Here is a 20,998-nt window from a genome sequence, read left to right as displayed (position 1 = left end):
ATGAGCGCCATAACCATTACCGACGCCGCCCACGATTATCTGGCTGATCTGCTATCCAAGCAGAACACCCCGGGGATTGGCATCCGCATCTTCATCACCCAGCCAGGGACTCAGTACGCCGAGACCTGCATCGCCTATTGCAAGCCGGGCGAAGAGAAACCCGAAGACAAGGCCCTGGGCCTGAAAAGCTTCACCGCCTACATCGACGCCTTCAGCGAAGGTTTCCTCGATGATGCGGTGGTCGACTACGCCACCGACCGCATGGGCGGCCAGCTGACCATCAAGGCGCCCAACGCCAAGGTGCCGATGGTCAATGCCGACAGCCCGGTCAACGAGCGCATCAACTACTACCTGCAAACCGAGATCAACCCGGGGCTGGCCAGCCACGGCGGCCAGGTCAGCCTGATTGACGTGGTCGAGGACGGCATTGCCGTGTTGCAGTTCGGCGGCGGTTGCCAGGGCTGCGGCCAGGCCGACGTGACCTTGAAGGAAGGCATCGAGCGCACCCTGCTCGAGCGCATTCCGGAGCTCAAGGGCGTACGTGACGTCACCGACCACACGCAGAAAGAAAACGCCTACTACTAAGGCGTTCGCTGCGACTTGAAAAAACGGCGCCCCGTGAGCGCCGTTTTTTTATGCCCCCAAGCCGGCTCCCCCCAAAGCCTCCGTAGGAGCCGGCTTGCCGGCGAAAGGGCCCTAGAGCCTTGCACCAATTCCCAGATCGCCTTCGCTGGCAAGCCAGCTCCTACAAAGCGCCCAGCGCGGCAACATAGGAACTCCCACCTCGTAGGAGCCGGCTTGCCGGCGAATGGGCCCTCAAGCCTTGCACGATGCCAAGATCGCCTTCGCTGGCAAGCCAGCTCCTACACAGGGTGTGTGTCAGGGGCGATAGAGGTGTGCGTGCCCGGCGCGGTACAGCGACGATTCGCTGAATGCATCCGTGGCCAGCACCCGGCCCACCAGGATCAGTGCCGTGCGCCGAAAACCCTTGGCCGCCACCTGATCGACGATGTCCGCCAGGGTTCCCAGGGCCCAGTCCTGATCCGGCCAGGTGGCGCGGTGCACCACTGCAATCGGGCAGTCTGCGCCGTAGTGGGGCAGCAACTCGGCAACGATCTTCGATAGGTGATTGACCCCCAGGTGGATGGCCATGGTGGCGCCGTGGGCCGCCAGGCTGGCGAAATCCTCGCCGGCAGGCATCGCGGTCTTGTCCGCGTAGCGGGTAAGAATCACGCTTTGGGAGACGTCCGGCAGGGTCAGTTCGGCCCCCAGCAGGGCAGCGCAGGCGGCGGTGGCGGTGACCCCGGGGATGATCTCGAAGGGGATGCCCAGCTCCCGCAGGCAGCGGATCTGCTCGCCGATGGCGCCATACAGGCTCGGGTCGCCGGAATGCACCCGGGCCACGTCCTGGCCCCGGGCATGGGCCTGCTTGATGGCCTCGATGATCTGCTCCAGGTGCAGTTCGGCGCTATTGATCACCCGCTCCGCGCGGTGCCCGTCGAGCACTGCCTGGGGGACCAGGGAGCCGGCGTAGATGATCACCGGGCAACGATGGATCAGGCGCTGGCCCTTGACGGTGATCAGTTCCGGGTCGCCGGGGCCGGCGCCGATGAAATAGACAGTCATGGCTGTGTCCTGTGAAAAAAGGTCGGGAGCCGTGCTTCAGATGAAGATTGCTCATGATCGAAGGCGGGAATTATCGGGGATTCTACCGGGCGGCGACCAATGCCAGGGTGGCTTGGGCGTATTTTTGCCGGGGAACAAGCAGTGTGGCCGGGCCGGGTGACAGCTGTTCGGCCAGGGCCAGGGCGGCACTTTCGGCCACGCCGTAGCAGCCGGTACGTTCGAAGGCGATTTGCGAGCGGTGGCTCAGGCGCAGGGCAAAGGGGGCGAGCTGGCCGCTGCTGAAACAGGTCAGCGGCAGTTCCAGTTGCTCCGCCAGTTGCAGCAGGCCGGGTTCGTTGCGCTTGAGGTCGATGCTGGCCAGGGCCAGGACCTGCCGGGCCTGCCACTGGTGCGCCGCCAGGACCTGGTCGAGCAAGGCGCGCAGCGTGGTCACCGGGCAGCCTTTCTGGCAGCCCAGGCCGACCACCAGGGTCGGCGCTGCGCTCACTTCGATCATGCCGAGTACTGGCCCGCGCTCTTGCGCCGGAACAACCAGGCGCTGATCAGCCCGAGGGCCAGCCAGAAGGCCGCATTGGTCAGCTGCGAGGCGATCTTGAATTGCGCTTCCAGTTCTTCCGGGGCCAGCATCGAATGCACTTCCGGCTGCGGCGCGCCGATCACGTGGGGTACGGCGATGATGGCCGCGCCCAGGACCTTCAGCAGCCAGTTGCGGGCGAACACGATCAGGGCAATGCCCACAGCGGTGGAGGCGGCGGTGCCGACCCACCAGATCTGCCGCTGTGCCAGGTCGGCTGCGGCGGTGCCCGGCAGTTCCGGCGGCAGGCCCAGGGTCGGCGCCAGGCAGAAGGTGGCATAGCCGGCCAGGCCCCAGAGCAGGCCCTGGGACGTGCGGTTCGGCGCGCGCAGGGTGTAGAGGCCGGCCAGCATCAGGGCGAAGCCCACGGCCACCACCAGGTTGCCTCCGGTGGTGGACAGCACGCGCTGCCAGCCGTCTTCCGGCTCCCAGGCTTCGGCATCGTGGCTGTGGGCGGCCATGGCGCCTTCGGCGTGCTCATGGACTTCGGCCGCGGGGGCCTTTTCATAGGTTTCCGCCTGCAGGATCAACGGGGCGACCCAGAAGCTTTGCAGCAGGGTCAGCAGCAGGGCGGCCAAGAGGCCGGTGAAACCTGCGGTTTGCGCGATACGCTTGATCATGTCGGCAGGTCTCAATGGCAAGGGAAGGCGGCGCTGTGGCGAGTGTCGTGGGCCGCGTTGTGCACCGCCTCGATGTGGGAGAAGCCGGCGAAGTACACCAGGCACGCGCCGAGGATCGAGGCGCCGATGGCGGCCACCAGGCGCTGGCTCAGGGTGGAGGTCGTGCTGGCGGAGTGGCTGGTGCTGCTGATGATCGACATGGCGCTTCCCTCTGGAGTGTCAGCGGGGTAGAGGCGCAGGAAAACCCCGCGTGATGGCCACGCAGGGTTTGCAACAGCGCCCGCCCACCGCGGGTTGTTATGTAAGTGTTGCGGGCCGGTCTCCGGGCTTGCGAGGGGCAGGGCTGTGTCATGCCGTGCCGGCAAGTGTCGCCTTCCCATGCCTTGGCACAGTGGATCTGACACTTCGCTCGCTTACCGTTGCGGGGGCAGCACCGGACTGGCCACGGCTTTTTAGTTAAGCACGTGATTCACCGGTTTCCCGTTTCACCCTGTAAAGGGCACCCGTAACAAGGTGTGTAGGAGATCATGGGCGGGGCAGGGGCGTCAATTGCCGTGACCGCTGCGCAGGTGTGCGCCGCGTTCGTGCAAGGTTCAATGGCCCTTTCGCCGACAAGCCGGCTGCTACGGGCGCATTGTCGATTGACCGACCCCCTGGCTCTGCGTAGCCTTGCGCTTTCGAGGTTCTTCGGCCATGGGTCGAAGCTAAGAAGGGAACGCGGTCGATGCCGCGGCTGCCCCCGCAACTGTGAAGGGTTCGATTGCTGCAAGGCCACTGCATGGGTGTCGACGACGCCGGTGGGAAGGCGCAGCAATCGCCGGTCCGACGACTGGCAAGCCCTCAGCCAGGAGACCTGCCTCGATCCAAGATTCTCACTACAACCGGGCGGGGTGATCCGGTGGCGAAATCTCCGCGCGCCCGGCGTTGCGGTTCTCGTCCCGTTTGCCCGCCTCCTTTTGCCAAAGGGCATCCGATGAAAACACTGGCCAAACTTCCCGTCACCATCGTCACCGGCTTCCTCGGCTCGGGCAAAACCACCCTGTTGCGGCACATGCTGGACAATGCCCAGGGCCGGCGCATTGCGGTGATCGTCAACGAATTCGGCGAGCTGGGCATCGACGGCGAAATCCTCAAGCAATGCGCCATCGGCTGCACCGAGGAAGAGGCCAGCGGCCGAGTCTACGAGCTGGCCAACGGTTGCCTGTGCTGCACCGTGCAGGAGGAGTTCTTCCCGGTGATGCGCGAACTGGTGGCGCGCCGTGGCGACCTGGACCACATCCTCATCGAGACCTCCGGCCTGGCGCTGCCCAAGCCTCTGGTCCAGGCCTTCCAGTGGCCCGAAATCCGCAGTGCCTGCACCGTCGATGCGGTGATCACCGTGGTCGACAGCCCGGCTGTGGCCGCCGGCACCTTCGCCGCCTTCCCCGATCAAGTGGACGCCCAGCGCAAGCTCGACCCCAACCTGGACCACGAATCGCCGCTGCATGAGCTGTTCGCCGACCAACTGTCCAGCGCCGACCTGGTGATCCTCAACAAGACCGACCTGATCAGCCCCGAAGACCTGGCCAAGGTGCGCCTGGAAGTGGCCGAGGAGCTGCCGCCGGCGGTCAAGGTCATCGAAGCCAGCAGCGGTCGCCTGCCCCTGGATGTGCTGCTGGGCCTGGGTGCCGGTTCCGAGGAACACATCGACGGCCGCCACAGCCACCACGACCATCACCATGACGGCGATGACGATCACGACGACCACGATCACGACGCCTTCGATTCCATCTCCATCGAGCTGCCCCAGGCCGACGAAAGCCTGCTGCTGGACGCCCTGACCCAACTGGTGGTCAAGCACGGCATCCTGCGGGTCAAGGGTTTCGCCGCGATCCCCAACAAGCCGATGCGCCTGCTGATCCAAGGCGTGGGCACGCGCTTCGACAAGCACTTCGACCGCAAGTGGGGCGCCGACGAGGCCCGTACCACGCGCCTGGTGCTGATCGGCCAGGAACTGGACGCCGCCCAGCTCGAAGCGCAACTGCGCGCCGCACTCAGCGTCTAAGCCATGCACCTGCTCAGGACCCAGCCCGGCGGTTTCGTGTCGGATGACAACATTGCCGACCTGGGACAAACCCCCGCCGAGCTGGTGATCCTGTGCAGCGGCGATTCCAGCCTGGCGCTGCTGGCGGACGCCGCCGAGCAATTGCCCGAGGACTACCCCAGCTTTCGCCTGGCCAATCCGATGCAGGTGCAGAACCACGCCTCGGTGGACCTGTATGTGGACCAGGTGCTGCGCCACGCCAAGGTCATCCTGATTTCCCTGCACGGTGGCATCGCTTACTGGCGCTACGGCGTCGAGCAGTTGGTGGAGCTGTCCAGGCGCGGGGTGCAGTTGATCCTGGTGCCGGGGGACGACCGCCCGGACCCGGAACTCAGCGACTTGAGCACGGTGGCTGCCGGCGAACGCGACCGCCTGTGGCAGTTCCTGCGCCAGGGCGGGCGTGACAACGCGCTGAATTTCTACCGCTGCCTGGCCAGCGGCCTGTTGGGGCGCGACTACCCCTGGAGCGAACCGCAGGCCCTGCCACGCACGGCGATCTACCACCCGCACAAAAGCCAGGCTGCCCTCAGTGACTGGCAGGCCGACTGGCAGCCGGGGCAAGCCGTGGCGGCGCTGCTGTTCTACCGTTCCCACCTGCAGGCGGCCAACACCGGCTTTATCGACCTGTTTTGCCAGCGCTTGCTGGCGGCGGGCCTCAACCCCTTGCCGATAGCGGTGGCCAGCCTCAAGGAACCGGGCTGCCTGAGCCAGGTGGAAGACTGGCTGGATGAAACCGCGGCCGGGGTGATCCTCAATACCACCGGCTTTGCCCAGTCCAGCCCCGAAGCCCCGCACCTGCGGCCGTTCCGCCGCAATATTCCGGTGATCCAGGCGATCTGCGCCCAGGACAACGAACCGGGCTGGCGTGACAGCGAGCAGGGCCTGGGGCCGCGGGACCTGGCCATGCACATCGCCTTGCCGGAACTGGACGGGCGCATCATCAGCCGGCCCATCAGCTTCAAGGACCTGGCCTGGCGCAGCGAGCGCAGCCAGTCGGACGTGGTCTGCTATCGCGGCCAGCCCGAACGCATGGATTTCGTCGCCGAACTGGCCCGGCGCTGGGTAGAACTGGGGCGCCTGGACAACGGCCACAAGCGCGTGGCCCTGGTACTGGCCAACTACCCGACCCGGGACGGGCGCATCGGCAACGGCGTGGGGCTGGACACCCCGGCGGCGGCGCTGAACATCCTCAAGGCACTGCACGCCGAAGGCTATCCGCTGCCGGCCGAACTGCCGGCCAGCGGCACCGAGTTGATCCAGCAGTTGCTGGGCGGGGTCAGCAACGACCTGGACAGCCTGGACCAGCGCCCCTGCCAGCAAAGCCTGGCCATGGCCGACTACCTGACGCTGTTCCAGGCCCTGCCCGAAGCCAACCGCAAAGCGGTGCTGGCGCGCTGGGGCACGCCGCAGCAGGACCCGATGTGCCGCGGCGGGCGGATGATGATCGCCGGCCTGCGCTTTGGCCTGACCTTCGTCGGTATCCAGCCGGCCCGGGGTTACCAGGTGGACCCCAGCGCGGTCTACCACGACCCGGACCTGGTGCCGCCCCATGGCTACCTGGCGTTCTACTTCTGGCTGCGCCAGGCCTACGGCGCCCACGCGCTGATCCATGTCGGCAAGCACGGCAACCTGGAATGGCTGCCGGGCAAGGGCGTGGGGCTTTCCGAGCAATGCTGGCCGGATGCGCTGCTGGGGCCGTTGCCGAACATCTACCCGTTCATCGTCAACGACCCGGGGGAGGGCGCCCAGGCCAAGCGCCGCACCCAGGCGGTGATCATCGATCACCTGATGCCGCCCCTGACCCGCGCCGAGACCTATGGCCCGCTGCGCAACCTGGAACTGCTGGCGGACGAATACTACGAAGCCCAGTTGCTGGACCCGCGCCGGGCCCGGGAGCTGCAGCGGGACATTCTCAAGCTGGTGCGCGAGACCCATATCGACCGCGAGCTGCAATTGGGCGAACAGCTCGACAGCGACGCCGACGCCGCGCTCTGGCTGCCGCGCCTGGACACCTACCTGTGCGACCTCAAGGAATCGCAGATCCGCGATGGCCTGCACCTGTTCGGCGAGTCCCCCGAGGGGCGCTTGCGCATCGACACCCTGTTGGCCCTGCTACGCATTCCCCGGGGCGACGGCAAAGGCGCCCATGCCAGCCTGCTGCGGGCCCTGGCCAAGGCTTTCGGCCTGGGCTTCGACCCCCTGGACTGTGCCCTGTCCGAGCCCTGGACCGGGCGCCGCCCGCCCGTGCTGCAACAGTTGAGCGAGGCGCTGTGGCGCACCGCCGGTGACGTTCGCGAGCGCCTGGAGCTCTACGCCGCCGGGTTGATCGAAGCGGCGCTGCAAGGGCCCGTCCCACAGCTGGACGAACCCGGCTGGGAGCCGGTGCAGAGCATCATCGACGGCCTGCGCGAGGTGGTCGCACCGCGTCTGGACGCCTGCGGCCCGGCGGAAATGCGCGGCCTGCTGGACGCCCTGAACGGGCGTTTCGTGCCTGCCGGCCCCAGTGGCGCGCCAAGCCGCGGGCGCCTGGACGTGCTGCCCACCGGGCGCAACTTCTACTCGGTGGATGTGCGCAACCTGCCCACCACCACCGCCTGGCGCATCGGTTTCCAGTCGGCCAACCTGATTCTCGAACGCCACTTGCAGGATCACGGCGACCACCTGCTGCAATTGGGCCTGTCGGTCTGGGGCACCGCCACCATGCGCACCGGCGGTGATGACATCGCCCAGGCCATGGCCCTGATGGGGGTACGCCCGGTGTGGGCCACCGGCAGCCAGCGGGTCGATGACTTCGAGATCCTGCCCCTGAGCCTGCTGGACCGGCCGCGGGTCGACGTAACCCTGCGGGTGTCCGGGTTCTTCCGCGATGCCTTCGCCAACCTGATCCGCCTGTTCGATGCGGCGGTGCAGGCGGTAGCGGCTCTCGATGAACCCGAGGACTTGAACCCGCTGGCGGCCAGGGTGCGTGCCGAGCGTGCGGCCCTGGAGGCTTCTGGGCTGGATGCCGACGCCGCCGCGCGCCAGGCCGGCTGGCGGATCTTCGGTGCCAAGCCGGGGGCCTATGGCGCCGGGGTCCAGGGCGCCATCGACGGCCGCCTGTGGCAGAGCCGCGAGGACCTGGCAGAGGTCTACCTGAACTGGGGTGGCTACGCCTATGGTGGCAGCGACGAAGGCACTGCCGCCCGCGAGCAGTTCGCCACCCGCCTGAGCCGGGTGCAGGCGGTGCTGCAGAACCAGGACAACCGCGAGCACGACCTGCTGGACTCCAACGACTACTACCAGTTCCAGGGCGGCATGCTGGCGGCGGTGGAAAGCCTCAGCGGCAACCAGGCCGCCAGCTACCACGGCGACCACAGCCAGCCGGACCTGCCGAAGATCCGTACCCTCAAGGAAGAACTGAACCGGGTCATCCGTTCCCGGGCGGCCAACCCGAAGTGGATCGAAGGGGTCAAGCGCCATGGCTACAAGGGCGCCTTCGAAATGGCCGCGACCCTGGACAACCTGTTCGCCTTCGACGCCACCACCGAACTGATCGACGATCACCAGTACGCCTTGCTGGCCGATGCCTATCTGCTCGATGGCTCGACCCGCGAGTTCGTCCGCCAGCATAATCCCCACGCCCTGCGGGACATGACCGAGCGCCTGCTGGAAGCTCAGCAGCGTGGCCTGTGGCAAGAGCCCGGCGATTATCGTGAAGCCCTGGAACACCTGCTGCTGGATATAGAAGAAGATTCCTGAGGCGGCGAGTACTGCGCACTCGATCGCGAGCAAGCTCGCTCCTACAGGGCTGGCATTGCCGTTGTAGGAGCGAGCTTGCTCGCGAAAGCGTCCTGCGGGACACCCCCCGACCCAAGCGAGACCCTGACATGAGCGACACCCCACATTTCCCGCTGTCCGCCGTGGTCGGCGCCGAAGCACTGAAACTGGCCCTGTGCCTGACCGCCATCGACCCGAAGATCGGCGGCGTGCTGATCGAAGGCCCACGGGGCATGGCCAAGTCGACCCTGGCCCGGGGCCTGGCGGACCTGTTGGCCAGCGGGCAGTTCGTCACCTTGCCCCTGGGCGCCACCGAAGAGCGCCTGGTGGGCACCCTGGACCTGGACGCCGCCCTGGGCCAGGGCCGGGCGCAATTTTCTCCGGGGGTACTGGCCAAGGCCGACGGCGGCGTGCTCTACGTCGATGAAGTCAACCTGCTGCCTGACCACTTGGTGGACCTGTTGCTGGACGTGGCCGCCAGCGGCACCAACCTGATCGAGCGCGACGGTATTTCCCACCGCCATTCGGCGAAGTTCGTGCTGATCGGCACCATGAACCCGGAGGAGGGCGAACTGCGTCCGCAACTGCTGGACCGTTTTGGCCTCAACGTCGCCCTCAGCGGCCAGCCCGCGCCCCAGGAGCGGGGGCAGATCATCCGCCGCCGCCTGGATTTCGACAGCGATCCCGAGGGCTTCTGCGCCCAGTGGGCCGAACCCCAGGCGGCATTGCGCGAGCGCTGCCAACAGGCGCGGGCCGCCCTGGCCAGCATCCCGCTGGACGACCAGGCCCTGGCGCTGATTACCGAGCGCTGCTTTGCTGCTGCCGTGGACGGCCTGCGCGCCGACCTGGTCTGGCTGCGCGCGGCCCGCGCCCATGCCGCCTGGCGTGGCGCCCCGGCGATTGCCGAGGAGGATATCGATGCTGTGGCCGAGTTCGCCTTGCGCCACCGGCGGCGGGAGACACCGCCCAGCGCGCCACAGTCCGGGCAAAGCCCCCAGGCACCGGCGCCAGCCAACGCCAACCCCAGCGAAGGCCAGGGCCAATGGGGCGAAATGCCGGCCCAGGCCCTGCCCACCGGCGCCCGTCGTGAAGTGCCCAGCTGGCCAAAAAAGCCCTAGGCATCCGCCCCCGCACTGACCGGGGGGCGGATGCCAAGCCCCGGGCGGGGCACCTGGATCACGGCCGGCAAGGCAAAAGCCGCGAGGCCAGCGCCGGTTCGGTCAACTGGCCCGGCACCTTGCTCAAAGGCCGTCCACGGTTGCGTGCAGAGCTGCTGTTTCGCTTGCGCAGCCGCTCGCCCCATGAGCTGTGGCTGGTGATAGTCGACGCGTCGGCCTCGACCCGCCGGCACAGCGCCCTGAGCGATGCCAAGGGCCTGCTGGCGCAACTGTTCGACGACGCCTACCGCCAGCGTGCACGCCTGGCCCTGCTCACTGCCAGCGGCCGTGCGCCGAGCTGGCAGGTCCAGGGCCTGAAGGCCTCCAGGGACCTGCGGCACTGGCTCGACGGCCTGGGTGCCGGCGGCGGCACGCCCTTGCCCCAAGCCCTGAACGAAGCGGCCCAGTGGCTGGAACAACGCCAACGGCGCCTGCCGGCGGAGCAGCAGCGCGTGCTGCTGATCACCGATGGCCGGCTGAAGAACCTGCCACCGCCCAGGCCCCTGAACTGCCCGACCTTGCTGCTCGACATCGAACGAGGCCCGATCCGCCTGGGCCGCGCCCGCGAACTGGCGACTCGGCTCAACGCTGTCTACCAGCCTATCGACTGACTACCTCCCCGACACACCGCACATCCCCCGTAGGAGCTGGCTTGCCAGCGAAAGCGTCCGGCCTGGCGGTGCAAGTCACAAGGGCCTCTTCGCCGGCAAGCCGGCTCCTACAGGGTTTTGCCTTGGCATGCCGGAGCGGGAAGCGGCTACGCTTTGCGCTGTCTTTCACAGGAGTGACTTCATGCGGGTACTGGTGCGTAACGACAAGGACGATTTCCGGGTCAAGGCCTATGCCGGAACCAACGGGGTGCTGCTGGCCATGGACCTGGATGCGTCGCGGCGCCAGGGCCTGTTGGGTTTTGCCATCGAAAAACAGACCGGCAGCAAGCCCTGGCTGTTTCTGTTCAACAGCCTGACCTTCCCCGGCAAGGCCCATACCTTCCCCCAATACAACGCCACCCCCAGCGATCAGGCGCCCCTACAGAAATTCCGCTGGGCCGACTACGCGGTCAACCCCGGTGCCACCCTCAACTACCGGGTGCACCTGGCCTATGGCAGCCCGGACGCGCCGCAACTGGGCGAGTCCCTGCAGTTGAGCATCACCGCCGACAACGGCCAGCCTCCCGGCCAGCGGGTGATCTTCAACCGTGCGGTGGCTGCCAGCCAGGCGTTCTCGCGCAAGTTTCCCGAGCTCGATGCGTTGCTCAGCGCCAACAAGAACCTGCCCATCGAAAAGTGGCCGGACGCGCCCCGCCAGTGGCTGGAAAACGGCCTGCTGGAGGCGCTGCTGGGGTTCATTCAGCGCGCCACGGACGCCAGCTGGAGCCTGGACATCGCCATCTACGAGTACCAGTTGCAGGCGATCATCGATGCCGTCAATGCGGCCTTCGACCGCGGCGTACAGGTGCGGGTGCTTTACCACGCCGCCCCCGGCGATGCCGACACCACGATGAACCAGGCCAGCCTGCAGCACCTGCCCGAGGCCAATAAGCGCGGGCGGGTGACCCACGCGATCTTCCACGACAAGTTCATCGTCCTCGGCCGCCTCGACGCCGCCGGCCAGCGCCAGCCGCAATCGGTGCTGTGCGGCAGCACCAACTTCACCGCCAATGGTGTCTACCGTCAGGCCAACGTGTTGCACAGCCTCGACCACGTGGACATCGCCACGCGCTACCTGGAGGTGTTCGAACAGGTCTGGGCGACGCCGGCGGATGTCGGCGCCACGCGCACCTGGCTGACCCGGAACAACCCGATGCAGCCGCAGGCGTCGCTGTTCGCCGGGTTTTCCCCGCGCAGCGGCCAGGGCGACCTCGCGGAGTTCGTCGATATCATCAACGGCGCCCGCCGCGACCTGCTGTTCGTCACCGCCTTCGCCTTGCCCGACAGCATTCTCGATGCCTTGCTCGGCCAGCCCCACGACGATGTGTTGCGCTACGGCCTGCAGAACACCGCCAGTCGCATCACCGGTTTTCACGCCGACCGCACGGCCGAGTTCGCCGCCACCGCCTTGCTCAACAATGGCCTGGAGGGCTGGCTCAAGGAGGGGCTCAAAGGCCAGAAGGGCAACCTGCTGGTGCACACCAAGGCCATCGTCACCGACTTCACCAGCGAGGCGCCGGTGATCATCAGCGGCAGTCACAACCTCAGCGTCGGCGCGAGCCAGAGCAATGACGAGAACTTCCTGATCATCCGCGGCGACATCGACCTGGCGGACCGCTACGGCCTGGAGCTGCTGCGGTTCTACGAACACTACCGCTTCCGCTACTTCGCCAGGCAACTGGCCCTCAAGCAGGTCCAGCCCCTGGCGGTGGACGACAGCTGGAGCAACGCCTACTACCTGGAAGGGGATCTGCGCCAGCTGTCGCGGCTGCGTTTTTCCGGGCGCTGACCGGGGCTGCGAGCAGCCGCCACAAGGTTGGACAGGGCGCGCCCGACTGGGTAGTTTTCACGGACCGCGCACAAGGACCCTGCCATGGCCCCGGACCTGACCTCCATCGAGCTGTTTCTCAAGGCCCTGACCCTGGGCAACCTGTCCCGGGCCGCCGAGCAGTCGCACCTGTCGCTGTCCGCCGCGAGCCGGCGCCTGTCGCTCCTGGAGCAGCATTTCAAGGTGGCGCTGCTGACCCGCACCTCCACCGGGGTATTGCCGACGGCGGCGGGGCAGGCCCTGGCCGAGCACGCGCGAAGCCTGCTGCGGGCGGTGGATGTGATGCACGCCGACCTGGCCGACTTCGCCAAGGGTGCCACCGGCCGGGTCAGCCTGTACGCCAACAGTTCGGCCATGAGCCAGGAACTGCCCCGGCAATTGACCCAGTGGAGCGACCTGCACCCGGGCATTCGCGTGGACATCCGCGAGGAGCGCAGCCGCGAGATCCTCCTGGCGGTGCGTGACGGCGTGGCCGATGTGGGCATCGTCACCACCCGGCCACGGGGCCAGGACCTGCATTTCATCCCTTATTGCCGCGACCGGTTGTGCCTGATCGTGCCCCAGGACCACCCGTTCAAGATGAGCCGCGCGCGCTTTCAGGACCTGTTGGGCTATGACTTCGTCGGCCTGGAGGACAACGCCGCGATCACTCCCCTGATCAGCGAGGCGGCCGCGGCGGTGAGCATGCCCTTGCGCCTGCGGGTGCAGGTGCGCAGCTTCGAGGCCGTGTGCCGGCTGATCGCCGCAGGGCAGGGCGTGGGGGTGCTGCCCCAGGGGGCCGTGCAGATCTTTCGCAAGGAGATGGCCTTGCGTTTTATCGAAATCGACGACCCCTGGGCCGACCGCCAGATGTACCTCTGCCGGCGCCAGGAACAGCCGTCCCTGGCCAGCCGCGAGCTGTTCGACTACCTGGCTGGTTGCGAGCAGGCCGCGGCAGCCGCGGGCTAGCCGCCGGTCATAGCAGGACTCTTCCCGCGCGCCTTCGAATTTTGCGAAGGCGGTTTCCATAATGAGCAATTCCCACTGGCCCCGCGCTGTGGCCAGAATGGGCTCGCCCGTGCGCTTGACCTGCCTCCATAACAACAACACGTCAGACCAGGAGAGACGGCTTGTCCAGGATCAATCCCGCTGTAAAACCTCCCCATCGCATTGCGGTGATCGCCGGTGACGGCATCGGCCGCGAAGTGGTCCCCGAAGGCCTGCGTGTGCTGGAAGCCGTCAGCCGGCGCTTCGGCATCGCCTTGCAATTCGATCATTTCAACTGGTGCAGCGAGCACTACCAGGCCCATGGCAGCATGATGCCCGACGACTGGGCGCAGCAGATCGGTGGCCACGAGGCGATCTTCTTCGGCGCCGTGGGCGCGCCGGACATCGTGCCCGACCATATTGCGGTCTGGGATTCGCTGCTGAAGATCCGCCGCCAGTTCGACCAGTACGTGAACATCCGCCCGGTGCGGCTGATGCCCGGGGTGCCGTGCCCGCTGGCCGGCCGGGCGCCCGGGGACATCGATTTCATCGTGGTGCGGGAAAATACCGAGGGCGAGTATTCCAGCGTCGGCGGGCGCATGTGGGAGGGTACCCCGCGGGAGATTGCCCTGCAGGAGTCGGTGTTTTCCCGCCATGGTGTGGACCGGGTGGTGAACTACGCCTTCGAACTCGCCAGCCGCCGGCCCCGGCGCAACCTGGTGGCGGCCACCAAGTCCAACGGCATCGCCATCACCATGCCGTTCTGGGACGAACGGGTGGAGGCGCTGGCCCAGGCCTACCCTCAGGTCGCGACCCGCAAGTTCCACATCGACATTCTCTGCGCGCACTTCGTCCAGCACCCGGACTGGTTCGACGTGGTGGTGGCCTCCAACCTGTTCGGCGACATCCTCTCCGACCTGGGCCCGGCCTGCACCGGCACCATCGGCATTGCGCCCTCGGCCAACCTCAACCCGGAGCGCCTGTACCCCTCGCTGTTCGAGCCGGTGCATGGTTCGGCGCCGGATATCGCCGGTCTCGGCGTGGCCAACCCCATCGGCCAGATCTGGTCGGCGGCCCTGATGATCGAACACCTGGGGCAGGGCGACGAACTTTACCAGCGGGCCGCGGCGGCGATTGTCGAAAGCATCGAGACGGTGCTCGCCGAAGGGCCGCGCACCCGGGAAATGGGCGGCACCGCCAGCACCGTGGAAGTCGGGCGGGCGATTGCCGAGTGTCTGGCTGGAAACAGGAGCTGAACAGATGACCCTCGAACACTACATCGACAACCAATGGCAAGCCTCATCCTGGGCCGAAGACATTCCGGTGCAGGACCCCAGCACCGGCATCAGCTACGCGCGGATCGCCCGGGGCACTGCCGACGATATCGACCTGGCGGTGCAGGCCGCGCAACGGGCCCTGGGGGACAATTTCGACGGCCCCTGGGGCAGCCTCTCGGCCCTGGAGCGCGGGCGTCTGCTGGCGCGCCTGAGTCATGCAGTGCTGGAGCACCACGAAGAGCTGGCGCAGATCGAAGCCCGGGACACCGGCAAGGCACTCAAGGTGGCCCGCGCCGACGCCACCGCCCTGGCGCGCTATTTCGAGTACTACGCCGGGGCCGCCGACAAGCTCCACGGCGAGACCTTGCCCTATCAGGCCGGCTACACCGTGCTCACGGTGCGCGAGCCCCATGGCGTTACCGGGCACATCATTCCCTGGAACTACCCGATGCAGATCTTCGGCCGCAGCGTCGGCGCCGCCCTGGCGGCGGGCAATGCCTGCGTGGTCAAGCCCGCCGAGGACGCCAGCCTGTCGCTGCTGCGGCTGGCGGAGCTGGCGGCCCAGGTCGGCTTCCCGGCGGGCAGCCTGAATGTGGTCAGCGGCTATGGCCACGAAGCCGGTGCCGCGTTGTGCGCCCATCCTGGCGTCGCGCATATCTCGTTCACCGGTTCCACCGGCACCGGCGCCCTGGTGGCCAAGGCGGCGGCCGAACGGCATTGCCCGGTAACCCTGGAGCTGGGCGGCAAGTCGCCGCAGATCGTCTTCGCCGATGCCGATGTGGAGCGGGCGCTGCCCGTGCTGATCAACGCCATCGTGCAGAACTGCGGCCAGACCTGTTCCGCCGGCAGCCGCCTGCTGGTGCAGCGCAGCCTGTATGAACCGCTGCTGGAACGCCTGGCCCAGTGCTTTGGCCAACTGCGCGCCGGGCCCTCGGAGCTGGACCTGGACATGGGCCCGCTGATCAACCAGAAACAGCTGCGCCAGGTCCGGGAGTTCGTCCGCGAGGCCGAGGCCGCCGGTATCCGGGTGGCGGCGCGTGGGCAGGTGGTGGCCGAGGCCGGCAGCGGCGGCTACTTCCACGAAGCGGTGCTGTTTCGCGATGTGCCGCCAGACAGTCGCCTGGCCCGGGAGGAAGTGTTCGGCCCGGTGCTGGCGGTGATGCCCTTCGAGGACGAGGCCGAGGCCATTGGCCTGGCCAACGACAGCGCCTTCGGCCTGGTGGCCGGGGTCTGGACCCGGGACGGTGCGCGTCAGTTGCGCATGGCTCACAAGCTGCGCTGTGGCCAGGTGTTCATCAACAACTACGGCGCCGGTGGCGGCGTCGAACTGCCCTTTGGCGGAGTCAAGGCCAGCGGCTACGGGCGCGAGAAAGGCTTCGAGGCCCTGCTGGGTTTTACCGCCTTGAAGACCATCGCCATTCGTCACGACTGAGGGCCGCCACTACGGCGGCCAATAACAACAAAAACAGGAGTCACTAGCATGCGTCTAGCCCATAAAACTGCCATCGTCACCGGCGCCGGTTCCGGCTTTGGTGAAGGCATCGCCAAGACCTTCGCCCAGCAGGGCGCCCGGGTTGTAATCGCCGACATGAACGCCACGGGCGGCCAGCGGGTGGCGCAGGAAATCCGCGATGCCGGCGGCCAGGCCCACTTCATCGAGGTCAACGTGGCCCAGGACGCCAGCGTTGCCGCGCTGCTGCGCAACACCCTGGAGCAATACGGCGGCCTGGACATCGTGGTCAACAACGCCGGCACCACCCACCGCAACCGGCCGATGCTGGAAGTGGACGAGGCCGAGTTCGACCGGGTGTTCGCGGTCAACGTCAAAAGCATCTTCCTCAGCGCCAAGCACTTCGTGCCGCATTTTCGTGGCCAGGGCGGCGGGGTGTTCATCAACATCGCCTCCACGGCGGCGATCCGGCCGCGTCCGGGGCTGGTCTGGTACAACGGCAGCAAGGGCGCGGTGGTGGTGATGAGCAAGACCATGGCCGCCGAGCTGGGGCCGGACAACATCCGCGTCAACTGCGTCAACCCGGTGGTGGGCGCCACGGCCCTGCTCAGTGAGTTCATGGGGGTGCCGGACACCCCGGAAAACCGCCAGAAGTTCATGGCCACCATTCCCCTGGGGCGCTTCTCCACCCCCCAGGATGTGGCCAACGCCTGCCTGTACCTGGCCTCTGACGAGGCGGCCTTCATCACCGGCACCTGTCTGGAAGTGGATGGTGGACGTTGCGTCTGATGATCTGTAAAACCCTCCAGGCCAGAGCCCCCGGCGCGTGTGATCTGCGCTTCGTGTAGCCGCTGCCGCAGGCTGCGAACGGCCCGCAGGGCCGCAAGGTTCCAGGGGGCGCCGGGGCTTGACGGTTGATCGCCAGGCAAGGCCACGCGAGCATTTTCGCCCGTTTCAACCCAATCAATGGAGTGCATTCGACATGTGTGGGATCGAGAACAACAAGAACCACCCCAATACCCGGCAACTGCTTGAAGGCCTGCCAAAGAACTGGGGCAAGTGGGGCCCGGACGACGAAGTCGGTGCCCTCAACTACCTGCAACAGGCCGAGGTACTGCGGGGCGTGGCGGCCGTGCGCCAGGGCAAGACCTTCACCCTGCAAGTGCAGATCGGCCATCCCGGCGGCGACCCGATGTGGCCGGCACGCAACCCGTCGATGCGTTTCAATACCCTGGACCGCAGCCACTATCAGGCCGGCAAGCAGCCCTCCATGACCGGTGGCGCCGAGTACTGCGACGACGTGATCTTCATGCAGCTGCAGGGCTCGACCCAGTACGACGCCCTGGGCCATGCCTGGTACGACAACCAGCTGTGGAACGGCTACGACGCCAGCAGCACTGTCGGCGGCATGGCCAAGGCCAGTGTGTTGCCGATTGCCGAGCGCGGCGTGGTGGGCCGTGCGGTGCTGATCGACATGGCCCGGCACCGCGGCAAGAAGTACCTGGGGCGCGGCGAGACCTTCAACCACCTGGACCTGCTGGCCGCTGCCCAGGCCCAGGGCGTGGCCATCGAGAAGCGCGACATCCTCATCATCCGCACCGGTTCCATGGGCGCCTTCTACGAGTACGGCAAGACCGAGTTCTTCAAGGACCTGGTGGAACCCGGGCTGACCTACAGCCGGGAACTGGTGGACTGGTTCAACCAGATGGAGATCCCCAATCTGGTCACCGACACCATCGCCAACGAGGTGATCACCGACCCGGTGTCCGGGGTGCAGATTCCCCTGCATTGCGCGCTGATGCGCAACCTGGGGATCGCCTTCACCGAGATCGTGCTGCTTGAAGAACTGGCCGAGGATTGCGCCGCCGATGGCCAGTGGACCTTCCTCTACACCGCCGCGCCGCTGAAGATCGTCGGCGGCAGCGGAGCGCCGGTGAACCCCATCGTCATCAAGTAACCGCTGTTTGCTGGTGGCGAGGCGGGCGCAGGGTTTATCCTGCGCCCCCTCACCAAGACCGATAGGGATCATCGACCGATCATGCATGACGATTCACATTCGCCGGACTGCAGTTGCTGCCTGGATCATGCCAGTGCCCATCAGGGTGTGCTCGATACCCTGGAATTGATGGCCGGCCACCCCGAGGCCAGTGAAGACGACATCGTCCAACTGCTGCAGGAGCGTGGCTACTCGGCCATCGCCGCAGAAAAACTCAACGTCTTCGTGCCGTCGGCCTTCTCCTGGATAGTGCTCAAGCGCCTGGGGGTGGAGCACTTGCCCAATCACTTCATCGCCCTGGATGAGGCGGGCCAGGAGGTCCGGATTCCAGTGGCCGGCCAGCACTATTTCACCGCCGCGCTGACCCTGGCCTACAACACCTTTGAAAACGGCTGGAGCGAGGTCCTGCCGCGCAAGACCTACGAAATGGTTGCCGGCCGCAGCGCTGAAATGGCCATGGCCAACGAGGCGCTGTATGCCGGGGAATCTTTGCAGGGCTCCACTCTGGAACCTTTGCAACTGCTGCGCCTGGATGCCCAGGCCGCGCTGACCTGAGCACCTGGCGCAACACTACCTACACTGATGGGCAGTCACCCCGGCCGAGGGCCCTTGCGCACGCAGGCCGCTGGCCGGGACCACCCGCCTTCAGTACAGGAGAACCCCCATGAACCATGAATCCGTTTGCATCGTCGCGGCGGCCCACACCCGCTTTGGCCGCCTCGATGGCAGCCTGGAAGACCTGGTTGTCCAGGTCACCCGCGACGTGCTGGTGGACGCCGCCATTGACGCCGGGGCGATCGATGCGCTGTTTCTCGGCCAGTTCAACTCCGGGCTGGTGCCTGATGGTTTTCCCGCGTCCCTGATGCTCCAGGCCGACCCGCAGTTGCGCTTCAAGCCGGCCACCCGCTGCGAAAACGCCTGTGCTTCCGGCTCGGCGGCGATCCAGGCCGGGATCAACGCGATCCGCAGCGGCGCCGCCGAACTGGTGTTGGTGGTGGGGGCGGAAAAGATGACCGGCAACAGCACCGCCGAGGTCACCCGGGCCCTGGCCGGGGCCGGCTACCAGAACGACCCGCAAGAGGCCGGCCTGAGCTTTGCCCAACTGTTCGGCCAAGTGGCCCAGCGCTACACCGAGCGCTACCAGAGCCCCCTGGCTGCCATGGCGGCGATTGCCGTGAAGAACCACGCCAACGCCATGGCCAACCCCCTGGCGCAGATGCATCGGGCCATGGATTTTGCCCACTGCAACAGCGTTTCGCCCGGCAACCCGCTGATCGCCGAGCCCCTGCGTCTGACCGACTGTTCGCTGATCAGCGATGGCGCGGCGGCGATCCTCCTCGCGTCGCCGCGCCGGGCCCGGGAGTTCCGCCGTGAAGTGGCGATCCGCGCCCTGAGCCAGGTGAACGACTTCCTGCCCATGGCGCGCCGCGACGTGCTGGCCTTCGAAGGCCCGCAACTGGCGATCCAGGGCGCCTTGCACGAAGCCGGCCTGGGCCTGGACGACCTGGCGTTCGCCGAAGTCCACGACTGCTTCACCATCGCCGAACTGCTGATCTACGAAGCCATGGGCCTGGCGCCCAAGGGCGAAGGCCATCGAGCCCTGGACGAAGGCTGGGTGAATGCCGACGGACGCCTGCCGGTGAACCTCTCCGGCGGGCTCAAGGCCAAGGGACATCCGGTGGGCGCCACCGGTGTGTCGATGCATGCCCTGGGCTTTCGCCAGTTGACCGGCGAGCCCATTGGCCTCGCCGCGCGCTCGCCGGAGTTCGGCCTGCTGTTCAACATGGGCGGCATGGCGGTGGCCAACTACGCCTCGGTGTTGCAGGCCGTCAGGGTGTAAGCGTCAGGAACCCTGCGGCTTCCAGCATGTCGCAGGGGGCGCCAGGCTGGCACAGGCCGGTTGAGAGATGTACAGCGGTCCTGGCGGTTTACGGGTCACCGAGCTGTTGCGGGTCTTGATGCAGTGGCGGGTATAGGTGTGCATCTGGTTGAGCCGCAAGTTGCGTAGCCCCTTGGGACAGATCAACAGCGTTTCACCGAAAGAGAACAGCTGAAAACCCTGAACCTCCAGGTGGCGCTGCGAGGTCAGGCGGGTATTCCACATCAGCGGGTCCAGGTCATGCAGTTCGAGATCGTCCAGCAGGACGAAGCGTTCGATTTCGTCCTGGCGTACATCCAGCCCTCCTGCGGCCTTGTAGGTGACCTTGCTCATGGCCCCGGGCAGTACAAACAGAAACGCCAGGGCAAACAGTGCCACCGACAATATCGAATACAGGATGCGTTTATTGAGGCTTCCGGCCTTGTGGTAGAAAATCACGACCGGTAGCAACGTAAGGATCAGGATCAGCAGATTCAATGCCGCCACATAGTGCGGGGAGTCGCTGCTGACTTCACTCACATAGGCATTGAGTGTCACCAGGCTGGGGAAGAGCGCTGCGCAGAGCGTGCCAAGCAGGCAGGTCAGCAACACAAGCAGAAAGTCCATTTTGTCCCTGGTGGGTGTCAGGTTTTCCTCAATTACCTTTTTGAACGCCGGGCGTGACAGTACCCCCCAGCAACTGAGCAGAAACAGCACTAGCAGCCCAAGCAGGGATTGCCCTACCGGCAGCCAGCCTGAGGTGTAGTAAATGACAACGACATATCCCAGGAACCCCACCAGGAACGGGAGTGTCAGCCACACCACTACATCCTTCAGGCGCCCCGGGGTTCTGTGAAACAGGCTGGCGGACAGCCAGAACAGCAGAGTGGTGACGGTCAGCAGAAACAGAAACGCGCTCATGAGCACCAGCACTATGACCAGCCAGATCATCAGCGCCGACTTTGCATCGATCGAAGCCATGAACAGGTCGGTGCGGCCAATCGCCCGGGTGTACATGTACAGGCTGATCAACCCCAACCCGACGGCGCTCAAGCCCATGACCGTGCCGATCTGGCTCCAATAGGTCAGCACGCGCTTGAAATTCTTCCTTAACACCTCTTCAAAGGTGGGGCCTGCGACTTGCATGTGAGCACTCC

19 protein-coding genes and 2 riboswitches are annotated in these 20,998 nt (G+C 66.4%); of the genes, 13 read left to right on the top strand and 6 right to left on the bottom strand.

The genetic code is table 11. The features are described 5' to 3' along the window. Nucleotides 1-585 carry a Fe-S biogenesis protein NfuA gene (gene nfuA, locus AC1RMG_RS19290; protein ID WP_011061936.1) on the top strand — a complete coding sequence of 195 codons (585 nt, stop codon included), beginning with the start codon at nucleotides 1-3 and terminating at the stop codon, nucleotides 583-585. Between the two features lie 294 nt (nucleotides 586-879). Here the strand turns inward: nfuA and cobM are convergent, their stop codons facing one another. From cobM to AC1RMG_RS19270, 4 genes are all read right to left on the bottom strand, one after another. After that, nucleotides 880-1,626: a precorrin-4 C(11)-methyltransferase gene (gene cobM, locus AC1RMG_RS19285; protein WP_019094335.1), complete on the bottom strand. Its 747-nt coding sequence runs from the start codon at nucleotides 1,624-1,626 to the stop codon at nucleotides 880-882. 82 nt (nucleotides 1,627-1,708) lie between these two features. Beyond that, the gene (locus AC1RMG_RS19280) at nucleotides 1,709-2,122 is read right to left on the bottom strand and encodes a cobalamin biosynthesis protein (protein WP_011061934.1); all 414 of its coding nucleotides are present in this window, start codon (nucleotides 2,120-2,122) and stop codon (nucleotides 1,709-1,711) included. Next, nucleotides 2,119-2,820 (bottom strand): CbtA family protein, encoded by a 702-nt coding sequence (locus AC1RMG_RS19275; protein WP_103289999.1) that lies wholly within the window; start codon nucleotides 2,818-2,820, stop codon nucleotides 2,119-2,121. Before AC1RMG_RS19275 ends, AC1RMG_RS19280 begins: the two co-directional genes overlap by 4 nt. 11 nt (nucleotides 2,821-2,831) lie before the next feature. Next, on the bottom strand, nucleotides 2,832-3,020 hold the full coding sequence (locus AC1RMG_RS19270; RefSeq protein WP_011061932.1) for a CbtB domain-containing protein: 189 nt from the start codon (nucleotides 3,018-3,020) through the stop codon (nucleotides 2,832-2,834). A gap of 96 nt (nucleotides 3,021-3,116) precedes the next feature. Next, nucleotides 3,117-3,342, bottom strand: a riboswitch (cobalamin riboswitch). A 141-nt stretch (nucleotides 3,343-3,483) separates the two neighbouring features. Further along, a riboswitch (cobalamin riboswitch) is annotated at nucleotides 3,484-3,695 on the top strand. Nucleotides 3,696-3,793: 98 nt separating this feature from the next. Here AC1RMG_RS19270 and cobW point away from each other — a divergent pair. The 4 genes from cobW (at nucleotide 3,794) to AC1RMG_RS19250 (ending at nucleotide 10,427) form a co-directional block, all read left to right on the top strand. Continuing rightward, complete coding sequence (cobW, locus tag AC1RMG_RS19265) at nucleotides 3,794-4,864, top strand: cobalamin biosynthesis protein CobW (protein WP_011061931.1); 1,071 nt, start codon at nucleotides 3,794-3,796, stop codon at nucleotides 4,862-4,864. 3 nt (nucleotides 4,865-4,867) lie between these two features. Beyond that, nucleotides 4,868-8,641, top strand: a complete 3,774-nt coding sequence (gene cobN, locus AC1RMG_RS19260) for a cobaltochelatase subunit CobN (protein ID WP_493169958.1) — start codon at nucleotides 4,868-4,870, stop codon at nucleotides 8,639-8,641. Nucleotides 8,642-8,769: 128 nt separating this feature from the next. Next, nucleotides 8,770-9,777, top strand: coding sequence for a magnesium chelatase ATPase subunit I (locus tag AC1RMG_RS19255; RefSeq protein WP_493169956.1), 1,008 nt, complete (start codon nucleotides 8,770-8,772; stop codon nucleotides 9,775-9,777). 53 nt (nucleotides 9,778-9,830) lie between these two features. Next, nucleotides 9,831-10,427 (top strand): vWA domain-containing protein, encoded by a 597-nt coding sequence (locus tag AC1RMG_RS19250; RefSeq protein WP_342403887.1) that lies wholly within the window; start codon nucleotides 9,831-9,833, stop codon nucleotides 10,425-10,427. Here the strand turns inward: AC1RMG_RS19250 and AC1RMG_RS19245 are convergent. Next, the gene (locus AC1RMG_RS19245; RefSeq protein WP_370505793.1) at nucleotides 10,409-10,501 is read right to left on the bottom strand and encodes a hypothetical protein; all 93 of its coding nucleotides are present in this window, start codon (nucleotides 10,499-10,501) and stop codon (nucleotides 10,409-10,411) included. The genes AC1RMG_RS19250 and AC1RMG_RS19245 overlap by 19 nt on opposite strands. A gap of 107 nt (nucleotides 10,502-10,608) precedes the next feature. Here AC1RMG_RS19245 and AC1RMG_RS19240 point away from each other — a divergent pair, with 107 nt between their 5' ends. The 8 genes from AC1RMG_RS19240 (at nucleotide 10,609) to AC1RMG_RS19205 (ending at nucleotide 19,823) form a co-directional block, all read left to right on the top strand. Further along, nucleotides 10,609-12,255 carry a phospholipase D-like domain-containing protein gene (locus tag AC1RMG_RS19240; RefSeq protein ID WP_401025123.1) on the top strand — a complete coding sequence of 549 codons (1,647 nt, stop codon included), beginning with the start codon at nucleotides 10,609-10,611 and terminating at the stop codon, nucleotides 12,253-12,255. An 84-nt stretch (nucleotides 12,256-12,339) separates the two neighbouring features. Then, the gene (locus AC1RMG_RS19235) at nucleotides 12,340-13,242 is read left to right on the top strand and encodes a LysR family transcriptional regulator (protein WP_065364340.1); all 903 of its coding nucleotides are present in this window, start codon (nucleotides 12,340-12,342) and stop codon (nucleotides 13,240-13,242) included. A gap of 161 nt (nucleotides 13,243-13,403) precedes the next feature. Further along, the gene (locus tag AC1RMG_RS19230) at nucleotides 13,404-14,516 is read left to right on the top strand and encodes a tartrate dehydrogenase (protein WP_041118883.1); all 1,113 of its coding nucleotides are present in this window, start codon (nucleotides 13,404-13,406) and stop codon (nucleotides 14,514-14,516) included. A 4-nt stretch (nucleotides 14,517-14,520) separates the two neighbouring features. After that, nucleotides 14,521-15,969 (top strand): aldehyde dehydrogenase family protein, encoded by a 1,449-nt coding sequence (locus AC1RMG_RS19225; RefSeq protein ID WP_125063346.1) that lies wholly within the window; start codon nucleotides 14,521-14,523, stop codon nucleotides 15,967-15,969. A gap of 48 nt (nucleotides 15,970-16,017) precedes the next feature. Further along, a complete protein-coding gene (locus AC1RMG_RS19220) occupies nucleotides 16,018-16,776 on the top strand; it encodes an SDR family oxidoreductase (protein ID WP_011061923.1) in 759 nt (252 codons plus the stop codon). Nucleotides 16,777-16,969: 193 nt separating this feature from the next. Beyond that, nucleotides 16,970-17,944, top strand: coding sequence for a cyclase family protein (locus AC1RMG_RS19215; protein ID WP_026020115.1), 975 nt, complete (start codon nucleotides 16,970-16,972; stop codon nucleotides 17,942-17,944). A gap of 81 nt (nucleotides 17,945-18,025) precedes the next feature. Then, nucleotides 18,026-18,538: a hypothetical protein gene (locus tag AC1RMG_RS19210; protein ID WP_047337179.1), complete on the top strand. Its 513-nt coding sequence runs from the start codon at nucleotides 18,026-18,028 to the stop codon at nucleotides 18,536-18,538. 109 nt (nucleotides 18,539-18,647) lie between these two features. Beyond that, nucleotides 18,648-19,823 carry an acetyl-CoA acetyltransferase gene (locus AC1RMG_RS19205; protein WP_011061920.1) on the top strand — a complete coding sequence of 392 codons (1,176 nt, stop codon included), beginning with the start codon at nucleotides 18,648-18,650 and terminating at the stop codon, nucleotides 19,821-19,823. Between the two features lie 3 nt (nucleotides 19,824-19,826). Here the strand turns inward: AC1RMG_RS19205 and AC1RMG_RS19200 are convergent, their stop codons facing one another. Next, entirely contained in the window at nucleotides 19,827-20,987 is a 1,161-nt protein-coding gene (locus AC1RMG_RS19200) for a hypothetical protein (protein WP_065364338.1), read from the bottom strand. Nucleotides 20,988-20,998 lie beyond the last annotated feature (11 nt).

This window comes from Pseudomonas sp. GW822-FHT04H02 (genome assembly GCF_058800645.1).
Note: the sequence above shows the minus strand (reverse complement) of the source record. Positions and strands in the feature narration are given on the sequence as shown.

Excerpts from the sequence above, each read along its gene's own strand:
- AC1RMG_RS19225 (WP_125063346.1), top strand. The coding sequence starts at position 14,521 with ATGACCCTCGAACACTACATCGACAACCAATGGCAAGCCTCATCCTGG.
- AC1RMG_RS19270 (WP_011061932.1), bottom strand. The coding sequence starts at position 3,020 with ATGTCGATCATCAGCAGCACCAGCCACTCCGCCAGCACGACCTCCACC.
- AC1RMG_RS19205 (WP_011061920.1), top strand. The coding sequence starts at position 18,648 with ATGAACCATGAATCCGTTTGCATCGTCGCGGCGGCCCACACCCGCTTT.
- AC1RMG_RS19280 (WP_011061934.1), bottom strand. The coding sequence starts at position 2,122 with ATGATCGAAGTGAGCGCAGCGCCGACCCTGGTGGTCGGCCTGGGCTGC.
- cobM (WP_019094335.1), bottom strand. The coding sequence starts at position 1,626 with ATGACTGTCTATTTCATCGGCGCCGGCCCCGGCGACCCGGAACTGATC.
- AC1RMG_RS19240 (WP_401025123.1), top strand. The coding sequence starts at position 10,609 with ATGCGGGTACTGGTGCGTAACGACAAGGACGATTTCCGGGTCAAGGCC.
- cobW (WP_011061931.1), top strand. The coding sequence starts at position 3,794 with ATGAAAACACTGGCCAAACTTCCCGTCACCATCGTCACCGGCTTCCTC.
- cobN (WP_493169958.1), top strand. The coding sequence starts at position 4,868 with ATGCACCTGCTCAGGACCCAGCCCGGCGGTTTCGTGTCGGATGACAAC.
- AC1RMG_RS19235 (WP_065364340.1), top strand. The coding sequence starts at position 12,340 with ATGGCCCCGGACCTGACCTCCATCGAGCTGTTTCTCAAGGCCCTGACC.
- AC1RMG_RS19210 (WP_047337179.1), top strand. The coding sequence starts at position 18,026 with ATGCATGACGATTCACATTCGCCGGACTGCAGTTGCTGCCTGGATCAT.
- AC1RMG_RS19275 (WP_103289999.1), bottom strand. The coding sequence starts at position 2,820 with ATGATCAAGCGTATCGCGCAAACCGCAGGTTTCACCGGCCTCTTGGCC.
- AC1RMG_RS19220 (WP_011061923.1), top strand. The coding sequence starts at position 16,018 with ATGCGTCTAGCCCATAAAACTGCCATCGTCACCGGCGCCGGTTCCGGC.
- AC1RMG_RS19200 (WP_065364338.1), bottom strand. The coding sequence starts at position 20,987 with ATGCAAGTCGCAGGCCCCACCTTTGAAGAGGTGTTAAGGAAGAATTTC.
- nfuA (WP_011061936.1), top strand. The coding sequence starts at position 1 with ATGAGCGCCATAACCATTACCGACGCCGCCCACGATTATCTGGCTGAT.
- AC1RMG_RS19255 (WP_493169956.1), top strand. The coding sequence starts at position 8,770 with ATGAGCGACACCCCACATTTCCCGCTGTCCGCCGTGGTCGGCGCCGAA.
- AC1RMG_RS19215 (WP_026020115.1), top strand. The coding sequence starts at position 16,970 with ATGTGTGGGATCGAGAACAACAAGAACCACCCCAATACCCGGCAACTG.